Raw genomic sequence first — 17,589 nt, forward strand, 5'->3', positions numbered from 1 at the left:
CGGCTGGTATTTTATTTATGAAAAGAAACAGATTTTGAGTATAGTAAAGGTAGGAACTAAAATTAGGAGGAATGAGTCGTGAAACTAACAATAATTGGCTATTGGGGCGGATATCCAAAACAGAATGGAGCATGTTCGGGGTATTTGCTTGAACACGGGGGATTTCAATTATTAATCGATTGCGGTAGCGGGGTTCTTTCGAAACTGCAAAATATCATCCAGCCAGAAGAATTGGATGCGGTGATCGTTTCTCATTACCATCCAGACCATATTGCAGATATCGGGGTCCTGCAGCATGCAAGACTAATCCTAGGATTTCTAGGCAAGGATTTCCCAACATTGCCAGTATACGGCCATGAATTCGACCAACATGAATTTGCTAAATTAACCTATAAAAATATTACGAAAGGGGTGGCGTATGATCCCCATAACACCGTAAACATTGGGCCGTTTCAAGTTTCATTTTTAAAAACCATCCATCCAGTCCCATGTTATGCGATGAAAATCGAGGCAGAGGGCAAGTCTATTGTCTACACGGCAGACAGCGCCTTTCAAGAAGAATTTATCGAGTTTAGCCAGGGTGCCGATCTCTTGCTGTGTGAATGTAACTTTTACGGAAATCAAAATGGCAAGTCGGCAGGACATATGAACAGCTTAGAGGCAGGACGATTCGCCCAAAAGGCCGCCGTAAAACAATTAATCCTTACACATCTGCCGCAGTACGGAGAATTAGTGAATTTAATCACAGAGGCATCCAGTGAATTTACTGGTATAATAAAACTTGCAGATGAGTTTCAAACTATTTCTCTATAAGAAGGGGCGGAATACTATGTTATTTATCGATAATAAAGGCATCACCGATCCACGGATTAACCTGGCAATTGAAGAATACGCGTTGAAGAATCTTGATATTAACGAGAGCTATCTACTATTTTACATAAATGAACCATCCATCATTATCGGAAAAAATCAAAATACAATTGAAGAAATCAATACAGAATATGTTGAGGGTAATGGAATTCATGTTGTGCGAAGATTGTCTGGCGGTGGAGCAGTCTATCATGATCTTGGTAATTTAAATTTTAGTTTCATTACAAAGGATGATGGGGAAAGCTTTCATAATTTCCGCAAATTTACTGAGCCAGTAGTGGAAGCTTTGAAAAAATTAGGCGTAAATGCCGAGTTAAGCGGCAGAAATGACCTTGAAGTAGAGGGCAGAAAGATTTCCGGAAATGCCCAATTTTCTACAAGAGGGAGAATGTTCAGCCATGGAACCCTGCTTTTTCATTCAGAAATGGATCATGTCGTAGCTGCCTTGAAGGTTAAGAAGGACAAGATTGAGTCAAAGGGAATTAAGTCGGTTCGCAGCCGAGTTGCTAATATATCCGAGTTTTTAGCGGAACAGATTGATATTAAGGAGTTCCGTTCATTAATTTTAACCTCTATTTTTGAGGGGCAAGAACAAATTCCGGAATATGTGTTGACTGAAGAGGATTGGGAAAAGATTCATCAACTATCCAAGGAGCGCTACCAAAACTGGGATTGGAATTATGGAAGATCACCTAAGTTCAATCTGCAGCACTCGCACCGCTTCCCGGTTGGTTCAATCGATGTCCGCTTGGAAGTAAATAAAGGGATCTTAGAAAACTGTAAAATATATGGTGACTTTTTTGGTGTTGGCGAAGTAAGTGATATTGAAAACAGGTTAAAAGGGATTCGTTATGAAAAGACTGAAATTGAAAAAGCACTTTTAGAAGTAGATACGATTCATTATTTTGGAAATATTTCAAAAGAGGAATTTATCAACTTGATCTATTAAAATATATTGAAACGTGACGCGGTGATAACTATCACCGTGTTTTTTTCGTATTACACTTGAATACTTAACTTTCTAGCAATATAATGTATTTAGAAAATTGTTATAATTTTATGAATGAGTATTCATTCATAGTGGGAGGGATACGATGAATTTATCTGCACAGCTTAATGAAACGGCAAAGAACTTTGCTACGAAACCAGCCTATTATTTTATGGGGCAGACAAGCACTTACGCCGAACTGGATGGGGCAATAACAAAGTTTGCTTCAGGGTTGGCAAAGCTAGGAGTTCAAAAAGGTGATCATATTGCCTTATTGCTTGGCAACTCACCGCACTTTATCATCAGCTTATATGGGGCTTTACGTTTAGGGGCAACTGTCATCCCCATTAATCCGATTTATACGGCGGATGAAATTGGCTACATTTTACATAATGGCGATGTGAAAGTGGTTGTTGCACTTGATTTAGCCTTACCGCTGGTGGAAAAAGTGCACACCAATCTCACAAAAATTGAGCATTATGTATTCTGCGAAACGAAGTCTGAAAGTCTTGTACAATCTGAAATTGAAAAACTTTCTGTGTATCCTAAAATGAAATCGTTTACAAGTTTGATTGCCTCTGGGGATGTATTCTTCCAAGGTCCAGAGCTTAAAGATGATGATACAGCGATCATTCTTTATACCTCTGGAACAACAGGAAAGCCCAAGGGTGCCATGTTAACTCATAAGAATTTATACAGCAATGCTAAAGATGTCGGCGAATATTTGAAAATGAATAACGATGACAGAGTTGTAACTGTCCTTCCAATGTTCCACGTTTTCTGCTTGACAGTTGCCTTAAATGCACCTTTATTAAGTGGTGCAACCCTGTTGATTGCACCAAAATTCAGTCCAAAGGAAATCTTTGCCCTTATAAAAGGACAAGAGGCAACCGTTTTCGCCGGCGTTCCGACAATGTATAATTTCCTTTATCAATATCCGGAAGGGAATACAGAAGAGCTACAATCATTACGGTTATGCATTTCCGGAGGTGCGTCACTCCCGGTTGCATTATTAAAGAATTTTGAACAAAAGTTCTCGGTGATGATTTCGGAAGGATACGGGTTATCAGAAGCATCACCTGTTACTTGTTTTAACCCGCTTGACCGTCCACGTAAGCCGGGGTCAATTGGCACATCCATCCTCCATGTGGAAAACAAGATAATAGACGAACTGGGTGAAGAGGTTCCTGTTGGCGGCGTGGGTGAATTAATTGTTCGTGGACCGAATGTGATGAAGGGCTATTATAAAATGCCGGAAGAAACGACTGCAGCGATCCGTAACAATTGGCTTCATACCGGGGACATGGCGAGAATGGATGAAGATGGCTATTTCTATATTGTTGACCGGAAGAAGGATCTAATCATTGTTGGCGGCTATAATGTATACCCTCGTGAGGTAGAAGAAGTCATTTACGACCATCCAGATATTGTGGAGGTAGCGGTGCTCGGTGTTCCGGATCCTAACCAGGGCGAGGCTGTTAGTGCTTTTGTCGTCAGTAAAAACCCAGAACTTACAGTGGAGCAGGTACGTGAGTATTGTAAAGAGCATCTTGCGAAATATAAGGTTCCCACAACTATTGAGTTTTTAGAGGAACTTCCTAAGAACACAACAGGAAAAATCTTAAGGCGTGCCCTGAAAACTCAAGTTACCCAGACCGTCGGAAAGTAAGAACGGTTTAGAGAAATGTAAAAGACAGGCATACAGCCTGTCTTTTTCGTAGTCCAGGAATTATAGACTTCAACTTTTATCACAGATGGAACGCTCCAGGCCATCCGTCGCTGACCAGGGAGCTTGCACCTTTTGTTCTTTTATTTTTTCGGAAAATTTGCTAAAATTTATCTTTATACGATTGATTGCAACAAGGAGGGAATCATGTTGGCGGATATAGCAATAGAACGAGATACGTCTGAATTTAAAAAGGGGATTCAGGCAGGCATTAGCATCGGGATTGGTTATTTTCCCATTGCCTTAACATTTGGTCTCCTCGCTAAAACTACTGGACTTACTATATATGAAGCTGTTTTTATGAGTCTCATCGTGTTTGCCGGCGCATCACAATATATTTCATTAAGTCTTATTGCGTATGGGACTGGTATTATTGAAATTATTTTAACTACCTGTATCGTTAATATTAGACATTTTCTTATGAGTGCAACATTAAATGAAAAAAGCGAAGAGGACCATTTGCTCAACAAACTTTTTTATTCGTTCGGCATTACCGACGAAACTTTTTCAGTTGCGGCTACAAGGGATGGGAAAGTTTCAACAGGGTTTATGCTTGGCCTTAATTCGGTTGCCTATATCAGTTGGGTTGTTTTTTCGGGAATCGGTCATCTAATTGGCGCAAGCCTGCCGCAAACCTTACAGGAAAGCATGGGGGTTGCCTTATATGCGATGTTTATTGGTCTCCTAGTTCCCTCGTTAAAAAAGAGTACAAAGGTCCTTTTCCTGGCCATACTGGGAGCGGTTTTTAATTCGGTATTAACCCTTACTCATATCATGGCACAAGGCTGGGCAATTGTAACAGCAACGTTATTGTCGGCTATCATAATCGAAACAGCAGAAGTGCTGAAAAAAAGGTATCGAGGTGGACAATATGAGAAGTGAAATCATTTGGATGATTATCGGAATGGGGCTAGTAACCTATATTCCAAGGATGCTCCCTTTTGTCTTATTTAAAGGGAAGGCGCTACCGCCTTTTATTCAAGGAGTATTAAGAAATGTGCCATATGCAACCCTTGGCGCCTTAATATTTCCGGCGATAATTTTTATTCAAAAGGACGATATATGGTACGGTGTACTGGGGGCTGCCGCAGCCTTCGTAGCCGCCTATTTAGGAGCAAATGTAATCGTGGTCGTCCTCGGCTCCATTGCTATCCTTGCCCTATATTCGTTTCTTATGTAAGTCAGTTCCTAAAAGCTGGCTTTTTTTAATGCTTAGTTCTAAAAAACCCATTTTTAACTAAACTAAGTATAGGAGAGGTTGTACACAAGGGGGGACAAAATCATGGTTAGAAAACTGGGGGTCTATGCGGTTTTGGCCTTTTGTTTGTATGGATTGTTTTTTTATTGGTATTTATTTCACTTTGCCAATACGACATTACCATTTGAATATCAAGGATCAAAAGCAGACCCGGCTACCTTTCTTAATGGCAGAGAGCTCAGCTTAAGTGAAGAATATTCAAAGGTGAGAAACCTATTGTTTTTCTTATCAACACCTTTTGAGTGGCTGTTTTATTTTCTCATTTTATTATTTGGCTTTTCAAAGGCATTCAAACGATGGGCAGACAATTCTTCAAAGTATAAACTGCTGCAAATACCCATTTATCTCATTTGGTTATTCTTTTTTGCCTTCATAGCCACATTTCCTTTAAACTATATTAGCTACTATTTATCCAAAACGTATCATATTTCAACACAATCGTTTCCTTCTTGGATGAAGGATGAGTTAATTGACTTTTGGATTAATTATGGGACGTGGTTGATTATTGTTCCTGTTCTTTATTGGCTAATGAAAAAAAGCCAAAAGCGCTGGTGGCTTTATGGCTGGCTGTTATCCATTCCATTTACGTTATTTATGATGTTCCTTCAGCCAGTTGTCATAGATCCACTATACAATGATTTCTATCCACTAAAGAATCAAGAATTGGAAACCAAAATTTTAGCACTGGCAGATCAAGCCGATATTCCAGCGAAGCATGTATTTGAAGTGAATATGGCAGATAAAACCAATGCAATGAACGCATATGTTAACGGAATTGGTTCTAGCGCCAGGATTGTTTTATGGGATACGACATTAAATCGGCTAAATGATAATCAAATCCTTTTTATCATGGCGCATGAAATGGGTCATTATGTGGAAAAGCATATTTATTTCGGCATCGCGGGTTACCTTCTGCTTTCGCTCTTTGGACTTTATTTGACATACAGGTTGATGGATTGGATTATTAGCCGTTGGGGAAGGGAACTAAAAGTAACCAACGTACGGGATATTCGCTCACTTCCGTTGTTTCTTCTGATATTGTCTGTGCTTTTGTTTGTTTCAAGTCCACTTTCCAATTTAGCTTCACGCTACGAAGAAACACGTGCCGATAGATATGCGATTGAAATGACGAAAAATCCAGATGCTGCGATTACCTCTTTTCAAGAATTAAGCCGTTCTGGATTGAGTCAAGTGAACCCGCCGTTATTGGTAAAAATATTTCGATATACGCATCCTTCCATGCTTGACCGCATTTCCATGCTTGAGGAATATGAGATTAAGCATCGTCACTAATAGGATAAGGATATAGAACTGAAGACAGATCCATGTCTTCAGTTTTTTTATCTTATAAAAACAAATAACCGCCTAATCAGGCGGTTTAAAAAGTTTTTTACGTACCAAATCGTTTGTTAATGTCCTTAAGCTTATCGGATAAAAGAAGAAATGATCTTTTGTCCCGGGTATCAATGGCCAAGTCAATTTTCCGCAGCAATTTTTCTTTTTCAATCGTTAACTGAATTTCTGATAAGAGCATGTCGATGTAAAGATCCTGGACGAAGTTCTCCTTCATTCGATTTCGCTTCATGGCACCAAGTTTCATTAGTTCCGTGTATGATTTTTCATTCATGGAAATCACCTCTGATGCTTTTTTTAATTATATGGAGATTTTCCAATAATATATCAAATTTTCTGATATTATTTTTTCCTGATATTGTGAAGAAAATAGCAACAATTAAAAAAAACAAAGGAATAAAAATGGAAAAGTGGTAAGATATGGTGGAAAAATTAAAATGAAAAGAGGTTGAAAGGATTGGCACAAGTAAAAATCGGAGAATACGTGGTGAATTCTTGTACGATGTATATAAAGCCAGTTGAATATGGAAATAAAATATTTTCCACTATTGTTGAACCAGAAGATGAATTTCTGTCTCCTTTTAAACCATTGGATTTAATCAAAAACAGCTGTGCATTCTATGGTGTCGATTATGAAAGCAGGAGGAAGGGAACCAAACTGTTAATTGATTATTCACGAAAACTCCCAATAGTCATAGAACCAATTAACAATATCTATGCCTTCTGTACTACGTCACCAGAGGACCCTAATTGTATTTGGTTCTTTCTTGAGCATATAAAGGATTACAGACGGGCATCTGCAAGGCAGACATTGGTCATTTTTCGCAATGACAATTCTTTCACTTTTCCGGTTTCCTACAGTACCTTTAATACCCAAATGTTAAGAACATCTTATTTACAAACAAAGCTTATGCAAAGGGTTGAACTTAATAAGAAGAAATTATTTTATTTACTGCATGGGCCTCAGTTGTCGAAGGCATCAGAAAGTGGTGAATTTTATTTGAAAGATCGGTAATAATGACTACATATTTCAGAATTTTTTATTGGGATAGATGTTTTTTTAATAAGTATGCTTCCATTAATTCTTGTACTTTATTGCGGATCCTTGGGTTAAAGTAATTATGGTTTTCTTCATAGCCCTTATAAATAAACATGTACATCGTAAAAGCATCGTCCCGCTGTGTTTCAATGACTTGAAGCTTATTCTTCTTCATATACATTTTTACCTCAGATAGTTCCCGTTGTATTTCCTTTATTGTTGCCTCAATTAAATCCAAATAAGGTTTTTTTAACTTAAAGGGGCTGCTTTTCACAACAGTAATATCACGGTTTAAGACAATAAGAACCATCGGTAAATAAATAGCTTTCTCTAATATGTCACGGTCATCCTCAGGAATTCTGGTCATCGTACCATCTACACCCTTCTATATTTTCGAACGAATGTTCCCCTTTATTTTACGAAAAAAAAGTGATAAAAGCAATAGACCATTTCCAAGCAGGAAGCTCGTCAATTTGGCGAGCCTTATTTATTGAAAATTATAGGCAATATGTGAGAAAGTTTTTATTAATAGAAGGATATTTGATAGGGGAAAATGAATTTAATGAAGAAATCTAAAAAAAACAGTGATTTATATTTAAAAAATATGGACAAAGGTGATAAACATATGAGAGCTGATAGACATCAGTATAAGAAAAAGAGAAGATGGCCGTCCATTTTACTTGTTATTTTACTGCTATTTGGCGGGGGGATTGGTTATGCTTATTTTCAGTATAAGCAAGGAGTTAACCAATCATTAAAAAATCTTAATATAGATAATAAAGAAGAAAAAGTTGTCTATACATTTGAAGGACAGAAGGACCAATACGGCGACACGAACATCCTTCTGCTTGGCAGTGATGCACGGGGGGAGGAAAAGTCATCGCGTTCTGACACAATTATGCTTGTTCATTTTAACGAGGATAAAGGAACATTTAAGATTACATCTATCATGAGGGATAGCTACGTCAATATTCCGGGGCACGGGAAACATAAAATAAATTCAGCATTTGCTCTTGGCGGTCCGGAGTTAATGAGGAAAACAATCAAACAAAATTTTGACCTTGATCTACAATACTTTGCGATAGCGGATTTTCAGGGCTTTGTCCAGCTGATTGACGAGGCTTTTCCTAAGGGTGTAGAAATGGATGTTGAAAAGAAAATGTCAGAATATGTTGATGTCCCATTAGAGCCCGGTCTGCAAAGATTGGATGGTGAACATTTACTTAGTTATGTTCGCTTTCGTCACGATGCTGTTGGTGACTTTGGAAGGGTAGAGAGGCAACAAAAGACAGTGCAGGCAATTAAAGACCAATTAACCGGTTTTACAATTGCGAAACTCCCAAAATTAATGGGTGTAGTTTCGCCATACGTGAATACCAATATAGACACATCTGACACCTTATTTATGGCGAAGGATTTCCTAGCAAAGGACAGAGGAAGCATCGAAACATTGCGTATCCCAATCGAAAATAGCTTCACAGAACCGCGGATAAGTGGTGAAGGCCAAGTACTGGATATTGATGTGAAGAAGAATAAAGAGGCACTCCATCAATTTATCACGAAATAAAGGGGCTCTGACAGACAAAATATGAAAGGTGAAGGCAGATGGACATCGAATCATTAAAGGCTTGGTTTACACTTGAACACATTATGACCCTTATACAAGAATATCGGGCTCTTGGGCCGTTACCAGGCATGTTATTGATCGTCCTTGAAGCGTTTTTGCCATTTCTCCCCTTGTTTGTATTTGTCATGGCAAATGCCAGTGCCTTTGGACTTTGGCTAGGTTTTTTATTTTCTTGGCTTGGAGCTTGTATAGGAGCCTTATTTGTTTTTTTACTAATTAGGAGATATGGGCAAAAAAAATTATTATCTTTTTTGCCCAGGCACCCAAAGGTTCGTAAGCTGATGGACTGGGTGGATCAACATGGGTTCGGCCCTCTATTTTTAATCCTATGTTTTCCATTTACGCCTTCAGCGCTTGTGAACATTGTTGCGGGGTTATCAAAAATACGATTTGCTCAATATATGCTGGCAGTGTGTATTGGAAAAATGGTGATGATTTTTACCATTAGCTTTATTGGCTATGATCTCCGTTCGCTCATAACAAAACCTTTTCGAACAGTCATTGTTTTACTTGTCATTTTTATTCTTTGGTATGTAGGAAAAAGAATTGAAATAAGGATGAATAAGAGTACTGAAACTGACCATAATGGTGAAATAGATAGAAATACAGTGACGGAGAAACGGAGGAGATTCAATGAAAATTGAATGGAAAAAGGAAGGATTGGAATGGGTGAAGGCATTTGCCATCGGAATCATTATCTTTGCTTTTATTCGAACATTTTTCTTTTCCAATTATATTGTAGAAGGCGAATCAATGATGCCGACCCTTCAGGATGGAAACAAACTTGTTGTCAATAAGCTTGGCTATCAGGTGGGGGAATTAAACCGGTTTGATGTCATCGTCTTTCATGCCAATTCCAAAGAGGATTTTGTCAAACGCATTGTCGGGCTGCCGGGTGATAAAATCGAATACCGTAATGATACACTGTTTATTAACGGTCATAAATACGAAGAACCGTTTTTAAAGGTTTATAAGCAGAAAGCACCTGGTATGAAGCTGACAGGTGATTTTAGTTTAAAGGAGATTACGGGGGAAAATACAGTTCCGGAGGGAAAATTATTTGTCCTTGGTGATAATCGATTAGGAAGCTGGGACAGCCGCCAATTCGGGTTCATCTCTTCCAGTCAAGTTGTCGGTAAAGTCGATTTGCGCTATTGGCCATTAAATGAAATGGACGTGCACTTTTAATAGAAAAACAAAAGGCGCCCGTTAATCGGCGCCTAGAGCAAGATAATTCTCAAAGTCAAAACTTTCTTACCTTTAAAGGGCAATGATACGATTGGATGAATCGTATTTTTTTTATGGATATAAACGTATCAATTACCATTATTGGTATAAATCCATAAGGGGAAATCCAAACGTTTGTACCTATTTTATGGTAGAATGTGAGATAAAGAGGTAATCGAGAAAGGGTGGTAAACCCATGTCAGTTAGAATGGTAATTGGGCGGTCAGGTAGCGGTAAGACTTCGATGTTTCTTGACGAAATACGCGACCGTTTAACCCGCGAACCCGAAGGTACACCAATTATTTATATTGTTCCGGAACAAATGACTTTTTTATCTGAATATCGTTTGGCGACAGACGCGAGTATTGGCGGAATGATTCGTGCCCAGGTTTATAGCTTTTCCCGTTTAGCATGGCGGATCCTGCAGGAAACAGGCGGAATTAGCAGAACACATTTGAGTAGTGTCGGGTTGAATATGCTAATTCGTAAGATACTTGACGAACAGAAAGAAAATTTAAAGATTTTTCAGCGAGCAGCTGATAAGAATGGCTTTGTCCAGCAACTGGAACAAATCATTACCGAGTTTAAGCGATACTGTCTAAGACCCGAAGAGTTGATCGAAAAATCGGTCCAGTTCGGTTCGGGGGATACTTCTGTTTCGAAAGCCTTACAAGACAAATTAAATGATTTAGAATTGATCTATTCTAAATTTGAGGACGAGATCTTTGGGAAATATATCGATTCGGAAGATTATTTTCGCCTCTTAGCAGAGAAAATATCAGCCTCGGCTTACTTGAAAGAGGCAGAAATCTATATCGATGGATTTTATAGCTTTACACCACAGGAATATCTTGTCATGGCGGAATTAATGAAGCATTGTAAACGTGTTTCAATCGCGGTGACTGCAGATCGGTTATTTGTTCATTCAGAGCCGGATGAGCTTGACCTGTTCCGGGCATCGGGTGAGACATGCTATAACATCTATGATTTAGCACGGATCAGCAGCAGTGAAATAGAACAACCAATCATTCTAAAGGAACAGGTAAAATGGAATCTTCCATCATTACGTCATTTAGAGAAAGAATTTGATACACGACCAGCAGCAGTTTTCAAAGGTGCGCCTGCGATCCATATTGGTCAGGCTGTTAATCGAAGGGCGGAGATTGAAGGGATTGCACGGGAAATCCGCGATGTAGTTCGGACAAGTGGGTATCGTTACCGAGATATCGCTCTGTTAATTAGAAATGGCGGGGACTACCATGAAATTGTTGAACCAGTATTTGACGATTATCAGATCCCTTATTTTATCGATCAGAAAAGAACGATGCTCAATCATCCGCTGATTGAATTAATCCGCTCAAGTTTAGAAGTGATAAACTCTTATTGGCGTTATGAGCCAGTGTTTAGAGCAATAAAAACTGAATTATTGTATCCTCCTCAGGAAAATCCGGGTAAAATGCGGGAGAAGATGGATAGGCTGGAAAACTACTGTCTAGCCTATGGAATTAATGGAGGTAAATGGACGAAAAAGGAACGCTGGGTTTATCGGCGCATAAGAGGGCTTGAATCAGCGGGCAATGTCCAAACAGATGCTGAAAAAGAGCAGGAGCAGGAATTAAATGAACTTAAGCTTATGGTAACTGCGCCAATTTTACGATTATCCAGAAGGTTGAAGAAGGCCGATACAGGACGAAAGCTTTGTGAAGCTATCTATTTATATTTAGAAGAATTAGATATTCCAGATAAGCTTGAAAAATGGAAAATGGCGGCTGAAGAAAAGGGCAATCTGTTAAGAATGCGGGAACACGAACAAGTATGGAATGCGGTCGTTGACCTTCTTGATCAGTATGTTGAAATACTTGGGGAAGAGCAAGTTACCCCTAAGGCATTTGCTGCTATTTTAGAAGCGGGCTTCGAATCCTTGCATTTTTCCCTGATTCCGCCTGCACTCGATCAGGTGCTAATTGGTGATTTAGAAAAATCAAGATTGAATGACATCAAAATTGTTTTCATGGTTGGTGTGAATGAAGGAGTGCTGCCGGCGAAAATTTCTGATGACGGCATCCTGGCAGATGAAGACAGAGAACTGCTTTTAACGGCAGGCATGAAGGTTGCACCAAGTAGTCGGACCCGCTTACTTGATGAAACATTCCTTGCCTATAAAGCGTTTACGGCACCATCAGAAAAGCTTTATGTCAGCTACCCGCTTGCAAATGACGAGGGAAAAGCATTAATACCTTCTTCCTACATCAAGAGACTTAAAGATATGTTTCCAGACGCTAAGGAAGAGTACCTAGTTACAGACCCTGCTGAACTTGAAGAAACCGAGCAGTTACGCTTTGTTTCGAATTATACAACCACCATGTCCTACCTTAACACACAGCTGCAATGGAAAAAACGAAATTATCCCATTTCCAGCCTATGGTGGGATGTGTATAACTTTTATCTTGAAAGCTCGTGGAAAAACAGGGCACAAAAGGTATTTTCAAGCCTCTATTACTCAAATAGTTCCGTCCAGCTTTCAAAAGAGGTGGCGGATGAATTATATGGTGAGACCATTCAGGCAAGTGTTTCCAGAATGGAATTATTCAATGGCTGTGCCTTTTCACATTTTGCTCAGCATGGATTAAAGCTTCGAGAACGACAAATTTTTCGCTTGGAGGCACCTGATATTGGTGAATTGTTCCATGCTGCATTAAAGCAGATTGCCGATATTGTCAATGACCAGAACATGTCATGGGCTGAGTTAACACGAAAGCAATGTGAAGACCTTTCGAAAGAGGCAGTTAAGACGTTAGCACCCAAGCTGCAAAACGAAATATTACTCAGTTCGGAACGCCACCATTATATTAAGCGGAAATTGGAGCAAATTATTACTCGTGCGTCCATTGTCTTAAGTGAACACGCAAAAGTGAGTGGCTTTTCACCAATTGGCTTAGAATTAGGGTTTGGACCAAATGGGGATCTTCCGCCATTAACTTTTTCATTAAAGAATGGAAAAAGAATGGAATTGGCAGGGCGGATTGATCGGGTTGATAAGGCGAACTTAGAAGACGATAGTGTCTTTTTGCGGGTAATAGATTATAAATCGAGTGAGAAGGATGTTAATTTAACTGAGGTTTATTATGGTCTTGCACTGCAAATGCTGACCTATCTTGATATTGTCATTACTCATTCCAATGAATTAGTGGAGATGAAAGCTAGCCCTGCAGGTGTTCTTTATTTCCATGTTCATAATCCGTTTATCAATACAACGAAAATGTTGTCCATGGATGAAATCGAAAATGAAATGATGAAAAAGTTTAAAATGAATGGCTTAATGGTGAGTGACCAAAGGGTCATCCAGTTAATGGATCAAACATTAGAATCCGGTGATTCGCAAATTGTGGCCGCTGGGATTAAAAAAGATGGAAATTTATCGAAAAAGTCAAAGGTAGCAAGTTTACAAGAATTTGACCATTTACGAAACCATGTCCGAGATTTATATCAAAAAACAGGCAATGCCATTACGAATGGGCAAATTGATATTGCGCCATATAAGCTAAAGGACAAGACCCCTTGTACCTTTTGCTCTTATAAGGCGGTATGTCAATTTGATGAATCGATTGAAAGTAATCGTTATCGGATTCTTACACCACATTCAAAAGAGGATGTATTGGAATTAATTAGAAAGGAGTCGACGGAAAATGAGTAATGTCATAATCCCTCCCAAGCCAGCAGGTGTGACCTGGACAGATGACCAGTGGAAGGCCATTATGGCCAGGGATAAGGATATCCTAGTAGCGGCTGCGGCTGGTTCTGGGAAAACAGCCGTCCTTGTGGAAAGAATTATTCAAAAGATCCTTTCTTTGGAAAATCCAATTGATGTCAACGAACTATTGGTAGTAACGTTTACGAATGCTTCAGCTGCAGAAATGAGGCACCGAATGGGCGAAGCCTTGGAAAAAGCAATCGATCAGGATCCGGGGTCCAGACATTTACGAAAACAGCTTAGCTTATTAAACAAAGCCTCCATTTCAACACTTCACTCTTTTTGTTTGGAAGTCATCCATAAATATTATTATTTAATCGATATTGACCCAGGTTTTCGGATTGCTGATGAAACAGAAGCACAAATCATTAGAGATGAGGTAATGGAAGAGCTGTTTGAAGAGGAATATGGTAAAGAAAAGAATGAGAGTTTTTTTCATTTGGTAGATTCGTTCACAAATGATCGAAGCGATCAGGCGCTAATGGATATCGTTCGTTCTATTTATGATTTTGCCCGTTCGAATCCAGTGCCGGAGGACTATTTACAATCAATTGTTTCGATGTATGATGTGGGGGATATCACTGATATTGAGGATCTTCCTTTTATCCAGTCACTGCTTTTTGATATTGAACTACAGTTAGAAGCTGCCAAGGATATGATTAAACGAGGATTGGAACTGACAAAGCTCCCAAATGGCCCTGCGCCGCGGGCGGAAAACTTTTTAGATGATTTGCATGTCTTAGAAACGCTAATGCTAGCTCAGAAGGATTCATGGGCAGCACTGTATCAAGCGATGCAAACCTGGTCTTTCGGAAGGGCTAAACCGGTGAAGGGTGACCACTACGAGAAGAATCTAACAGAAAAGGCTCAAAAGCTACGGGATAAAGCAAAGAAAAAAATCCAAGAAATAAAGGAAGAACTTTTTTCGCGAAAACCGGAGGGCTTTTTACGGGATATGAAGGAAATGCGTCCATTAATAGAAACATTGGTTAACCTTGTAAAAGCATTTTCAACCCGGTTTGAAAAAGTAAAAAGAGAAAAGGGACTCGTTGATTATGCCGATTTAGAGCATTACTGTCTTGGAATACTAACAAATGGAATCAATGCAGAAGGGGAATTTATTCCCTCAGAAGCGGCGCTTACCTTCCGCAGCCACTTTAAAGAGGTCTACTGCGACGAGTATCAAGATGTAAATATGGTCCAAGAGACAATACTAAAGCTGGTAACCCAGGAAGATGAACGCACAGGTAATCTTTTCATGGTCGGAGATGTAAAACAAAGTATTTACCGGTTTCGTCTAGCTGAGCCAAATCTCTTCTTAAGTAAATATAATCGCTTTACTACCCAGGGGAGCGATTCAGGACTTAGGATCGATTTAGCGCGTAACTTCAGAAGCAGAAAGGAAGTACTTGATGGCACCAATTATTTATTTAAACAAATCATGGGTGTCAAGGTTGGAGAGATTGAGTATGATGAGGCGGCGGAATTACGAAATGGCGCACCCTATCCGGAGGATCATTCTTTTCCAATAGAAGTTATCCTTATTGATCAAAACGCTGAAAGCGCGGAGATGACCGCAGAAGCAGAGAATGAGACAGAACGATTTGAGTTTGATGCCGAAGACCTTGCACAATCACAGCTTGAAGCAAGGGTGATGGCAGCAAAAATTAAAGAGTTGGTGTTAAGTGGCACCCCGGTATATAACACAAAAACGAAAATGCAAAAAACGTTACTGTATCGAGATGTGGTGATCCTCCTTCGCTCCATGACTTGGGCACCGCAGATCATGGAGGAGTTCAAACAACAGGGTATTCCCATTTATGCAAATTTATCGACCGGTTATTTTGAAGCAACTGAAGTATCGATTATGCTATCGCTGCTGCGAGTCATTGATAATCCATTCCAGGATATACCATTGGCATCCGTTTTACGATCGCCGATTGTTGGATTAAACGAGGAAGAATTAGCAAAAATTCGGATTCACAAGAAACGCAGCACATTTTGGGAGGCAGTGTCAGCCTTTTGCCTCAGCAAGACAGCCGAAAATAGCGATCCTTTTTATGAAAAGGTCCGCAGCTTTTTTGACATGTTAAAGGACTGGCGACAGTTGGCAAGACAAGGATCGCTTTCAGAACTAATCTGGCAATTATACCGTGATACCGGGTTTTATGATTTTGTCGGAGGTCTGCCCGGCGGGAAGCAGCGCCAGGCAAACTTAAGGGCTTTATATGATAGGGCAAGAGGCTATGAACAAACGTCGTTCCGCGGGTTATTCCGCTTTTTACGTTTTATCGAACGAATGATTGATAGGGGTGACGACCTTGGTGCGGCAAGAGCCCTGGGGGAGCAGGAGGATGTTGTTAGAATCATGACCATTCATAGCAGTAAAGGACTTGAATTTCCTGTTGTCTTTATGGCGGGAATGGCAAGGAATTTTAATATGATGGATATCCGGAAGTCCTACATGCTCGATAAGGAATTTGGTTTTGCAACAAAGTATATAAATGTTGAGAAACGGATTTCGTATCCATCCCTCCCACAAATTGCCTTTAAACGAAAAAAGAAAATGGAAATGCTGGCAGAGGAAATGCGTGTCTTATACGTGGCCATGACAAGGGCGAAGGAAAAGCTCTATGTGACAGCAACATTAAAGGATGCAGTGAAAACCATTGACAAATGGAACGATGTTTCCGCCAATACTGAATGGCAGTTAAAGGATTATGAGCGGGCAGGAGCTATGAGTTATATTGACTGGATTGGACCAGCGCTAATTCGCCATCAGGACTGCAGTGAATTAAGGGGTGAAGGTGGAACAAGTCCGTTCGTTCCCTCGGAAATCACGGATCATTCTTCTTCATGGAACGTTGTTTTGATAAGTGCTGATGAAATTCAGAAACAGGAGTCAGAAATTGAAGCAGAAGAAGATCATTTTTTGGAAAAGGTGCAAAAGTTAGAGAAAATTCCGTTAGAGTCCTCATTTGCTGACGAAATAAAGGCACGTCTGACATGGGAATATGTCTTCCCTGATGCTGCGGCACATCGCTCAAAGCAATCTGTATCAGAAATAAAACGCTTTGCGGAAATGACTGACGAGCAAAGTGGTACCGATTTGGTTCGGAAATTTAAAAAATCAATCATAAAACGTCCCAAGTTTATGCAAGAGAAACAATTAAGTCCTGCAGAGCGGGGAACGGCCATGCATATGGTGATGCAGCATGTTGATTTGACCATACCTGTAAGTGAAGAATCGATTAGTCAACAAGTAAACTGGATGGTTCACAATGAATTGCTAACCGCAGAGCAAGCAGCAATCATTGACTGCCAATTAATCGTTCAATTCTTCAACACAAATTTAGGACAGAGATATGTTCATGCTAAGGCGATTCATCGGGAAATTCCGTTTACACTTTCATTGCCTGCAAAAGAGGTTTATCCTAATTGGCACGAAGAAAATGAATCTGTTTTTGTGCAAGGGATTATTGATTGTATCCTTGAGGATGAAAAAGGTCTTGTCCTAATAGACTATAAGACCGATGGAATAACAGGCAGGTATAGTGGAGGTTTTCTACAGGCAAAACCAATTCTTGAAGACAGGTACAGGCTGCAGATAAACCTATATACAAAGGCGATTGAACAAATCTGGAAAAGAAATGTTGCGGAAAGATATTTATTCTTCTTTGATGGAGCTCACATTTTGAAAGTGGAGTAAAAATAAGAGATGACATGGACCCATTAAATGGTTAATGTCAT

At 39.6% G+C, this 17,589-nt stretch carries 14 protein-coding genes; 12 read left to right on the forward strand and 2 right to left on the reverse strand.

Annotated elements, in window-relative coordinates; translation table 11 throughout:
* Positions 1-78: 78 nt before the first annotated feature.
* The 6 genes from RCG19_RS16190 (at position 79) to RCG19_RS16215 (ending at position 6,135) form a co-directional block, all read left to right on the forward strand.
* Positions 79-813: an MBL fold metallo-hydrolase gene (locus RCG19_RS16190; protein ID WP_308107978.1), complete on the forward strand. Its 735-nt coding sequence runs from the start codon at positions 79-81 to the stop codon at positions 811-813.
* Between the two features lie 16 nt (positions 814-829).
* Positions 830-1,819: a lipoate--protein ligase gene (locus RCG19_RS16195; protein WP_308107979.1), complete on the forward strand. Its 990-nt coding sequence runs from the start codon at positions 830-832 to the stop codon at positions 1,817-1,819.
* Positions 1,820-1,964: 145 nt separating this feature from the next.
* A complete protein-coding gene (locus RCG19_RS16200) occupies positions 1,965-3,527 on the forward strand; it encodes a fatty acid--CoA ligase family protein (protein WP_308107980.1) in 1,563 nt (520 codons plus the stop codon).
* A 207-nt stretch (positions 3,528-3,734) separates the two neighbouring features.
* A complete protein-coding gene (locus RCG19_RS16205) occupies positions 3,735-4,466 on the forward strand; it encodes an AzlC family ABC transporter permease (RefSeq protein WP_166241746.1) in 732 nt (243 codons plus the stop codon).
* Complete coding sequence (locus RCG19_RS16210) at positions 4,456-4,764, forward strand: AzlD domain-containing protein (protein WP_308107981.1); 309 nt, start codon at positions 4,456-4,458, stop codon at positions 4,762-4,764. The genes RCG19_RS16205 and RCG19_RS16210 overlap by 11 nt, the downstream gene beginning before the upstream one ends.
* A 102-nt stretch (positions 4,765-4,866) precedes the next feature.
* The gene (locus tag RCG19_RS16215; protein WP_166241620.1) at positions 4,867-6,135 is read left to right on the forward strand and encodes a M48 family metallopeptidase; all 1,269 of its coding nucleotides are present in this window, start codon (positions 4,867-4,869) and stop codon (positions 6,133-6,135) included.
* Positions 6,136-6,232: 97 nt separating this feature from the next.
* On the opposite strand, the gene RCG19_RS16220 is transcribed toward RCG19_RS16215, so the two are convergent.
* Positions 6,233-6,469, reverse strand: a complete 237-nt coding sequence (locus tag RCG19_RS16220; RefSeq protein WP_166241618.1) for an IDEAL domain-containing protein — start codon at positions 6,467-6,469, stop codon at positions 6,233-6,235.
* Positions 6,470-6,652: 183 nt separating this feature from the next.
* Here RCG19_RS16220 and RCG19_RS16225 point away from each other — a divergent pair, with 183 nt between their 5' ends.
* Positions 6,653-7,210, forward strand: a complete 558-nt coding sequence (locus tag RCG19_RS16225; RefSeq protein ID WP_308107982.1) for a competence protein ComK — start codon at positions 6,653-6,655, stop codon at positions 7,208-7,210.
* Between the two features lie 25 nt (positions 7,211-7,235).
* Here the strand turns inward: RCG19_RS16225 and RCG19_RS16230 are convergent, their stop codons facing one another.
* The gene (locus RCG19_RS16230) at positions 7,236-7,601 is read right to left on the reverse strand and encodes a YhjD family protein (protein ID WP_166241616.1); all 366 of its coding nucleotides are present in this window, start codon (positions 7,599-7,601) and stop codon (positions 7,236-7,238) included.
* A gap of 258 nt (positions 7,602-7,859) precedes the next feature.
* On the opposite strand from RCG19_RS16230, the gene RCG19_RS16235 reads away from it, so the two are divergent.
* From RCG19_RS16235 to addA, 5 genes are all read left to right on the forward strand, one after another.
* Positions 7,860-8,801 (forward strand): LCP family protein, encoded by a 942-nt coding sequence (locus RCG19_RS16235; RefSeq protein ID WP_374049620.1) that lies wholly within the window; start codon positions 7,860-7,862, stop codon positions 8,799-8,801.
* A gap of 38 nt (positions 8,802-8,839) precedes the next feature.
* A complete protein-coding gene (locus RCG19_RS16240; protein ID WP_308107984.1) occupies positions 8,840-9,505 on the forward strand; it encodes a TVP38/TMEM64 family protein in 666 nt (221 codons plus the stop codon).
* Positions 9,495-10,049 carry a signal peptidase I gene (gene lepB, locus RCG19_RS16245; RefSeq protein WP_166241612.1) on the forward strand — a complete coding sequence of 185 codons (555 nt, stop codon included), beginning with the start codon at positions 9,495-9,497 and terminating at the stop codon, positions 10,047-10,049. The genes RCG19_RS16240 and lepB overlap by 11 nt, the downstream gene beginning before the upstream one ends.
* A gap of 235 nt (positions 10,050-10,284) precedes the next feature.
* Positions 10,285-13,782, forward strand: coding sequence for a helicase-exonuclease AddAB subunit AddB (gene addB, locus RCG19_RS16250; protein ID WP_308107985.1), 3,498 nt, complete (start codon positions 10,285-10,287; stop codon positions 13,780-13,782).
* Positions 13,775-17,548 carry a helicase-exonuclease AddAB subunit AddA gene (gene addA, locus RCG19_RS16255; protein ID WP_308107986.1) on the forward strand — a complete coding sequence of 1,258 codons (3,774 nt, stop codon included), beginning with the start codon at positions 13,775-13,777 and terminating at the stop codon, positions 17,546-17,548. Before addB ends, addA begins: the two co-directional genes overlap by 8 nt.
* Positions 17,549-17,589: the final 41 nt, after the last annotated feature.

The sequence above is a fragment of the Neobacillus sp. OS1-2 genome, from assembly GCF_030915505.1.
Classification (GTDB): domain Bacteria; phylum Bacillota; class Bacilli; order Bacillales; family Cytobacillaceae; genus Neobacillus.

Bases quoted from the DNA above. Each gene is read 5' to 3' on its own strand.
- addB (WP_308107985.1), top strand. From the start codon at position 10,285: ATGTCAGTTAGAATGGTAATTGGGCGGTCAGGTAGCGGTAAGACTTCG.
- RCG19_RS16210 (WP_308107981.1), top strand. From the start codon at position 4,456: ATGAGAAGTGAAATCATTTGGATGATTATCGGAATGGGGCTAGTAACC.
- RCG19_RS16195 (WP_308107979.1), top strand. From the start codon at position 830: ATGTTATTTATCGATAATAAAGGCATCACCGATCCACGGATTAACCTG.
- RCG19_RS16240 (WP_308107984.1), top strand. From the start codon at position 8,840: ATGGACATCGAATCATTAAAGGCTTGGTTTACACTTGAACACATTATG.
- RCG19_RS16230 (WP_166241616.1), bottom strand. From the start codon at position 7,601: ATGACCAGAATTCCTGAGGATGACCGTGACATATTAGAGAAAGCTATT.
- lepB (WP_166241612.1), top strand. From the start codon at position 9,495: ATGAAAATTGAATGGAAAAAGGAAGGATTGGAATGGGTGAAGGCATTT.
- RCG19_RS16235 (WP_374049620.1), top strand. From the start codon at position 7,860: ATGAGAGCTGATAGACATCAGTATAAGAAAAAGAGAAGATGGCCGTCC.
- RCG19_RS16220 (WP_166241618.1), bottom strand. From the start codon at position 6,469: ATGAATGAAAAATCATACACGGAACTAATGAAACTTGGTGCCATGAAG.
- addA (WP_308107986.1), top strand. From the start codon at position 13,775: ATGAGTAATGTCATAATCCCTCCCAAGCCAGCAGGTGTGACCTGGACA.
- RCG19_RS16215 (WP_166241620.1), top strand. From the start codon at position 4,867: ATGGTTAGAAAACTGGGGGTCTATGCGGTTTTGGCCTTTTGTTTGTAT.
- RCG19_RS16200 (WP_308107980.1), top strand. From the start codon at position 1,965: ATGAATTTATCTGCACAGCTTAATGAAACGGCAAAGAACTTTGCTACG.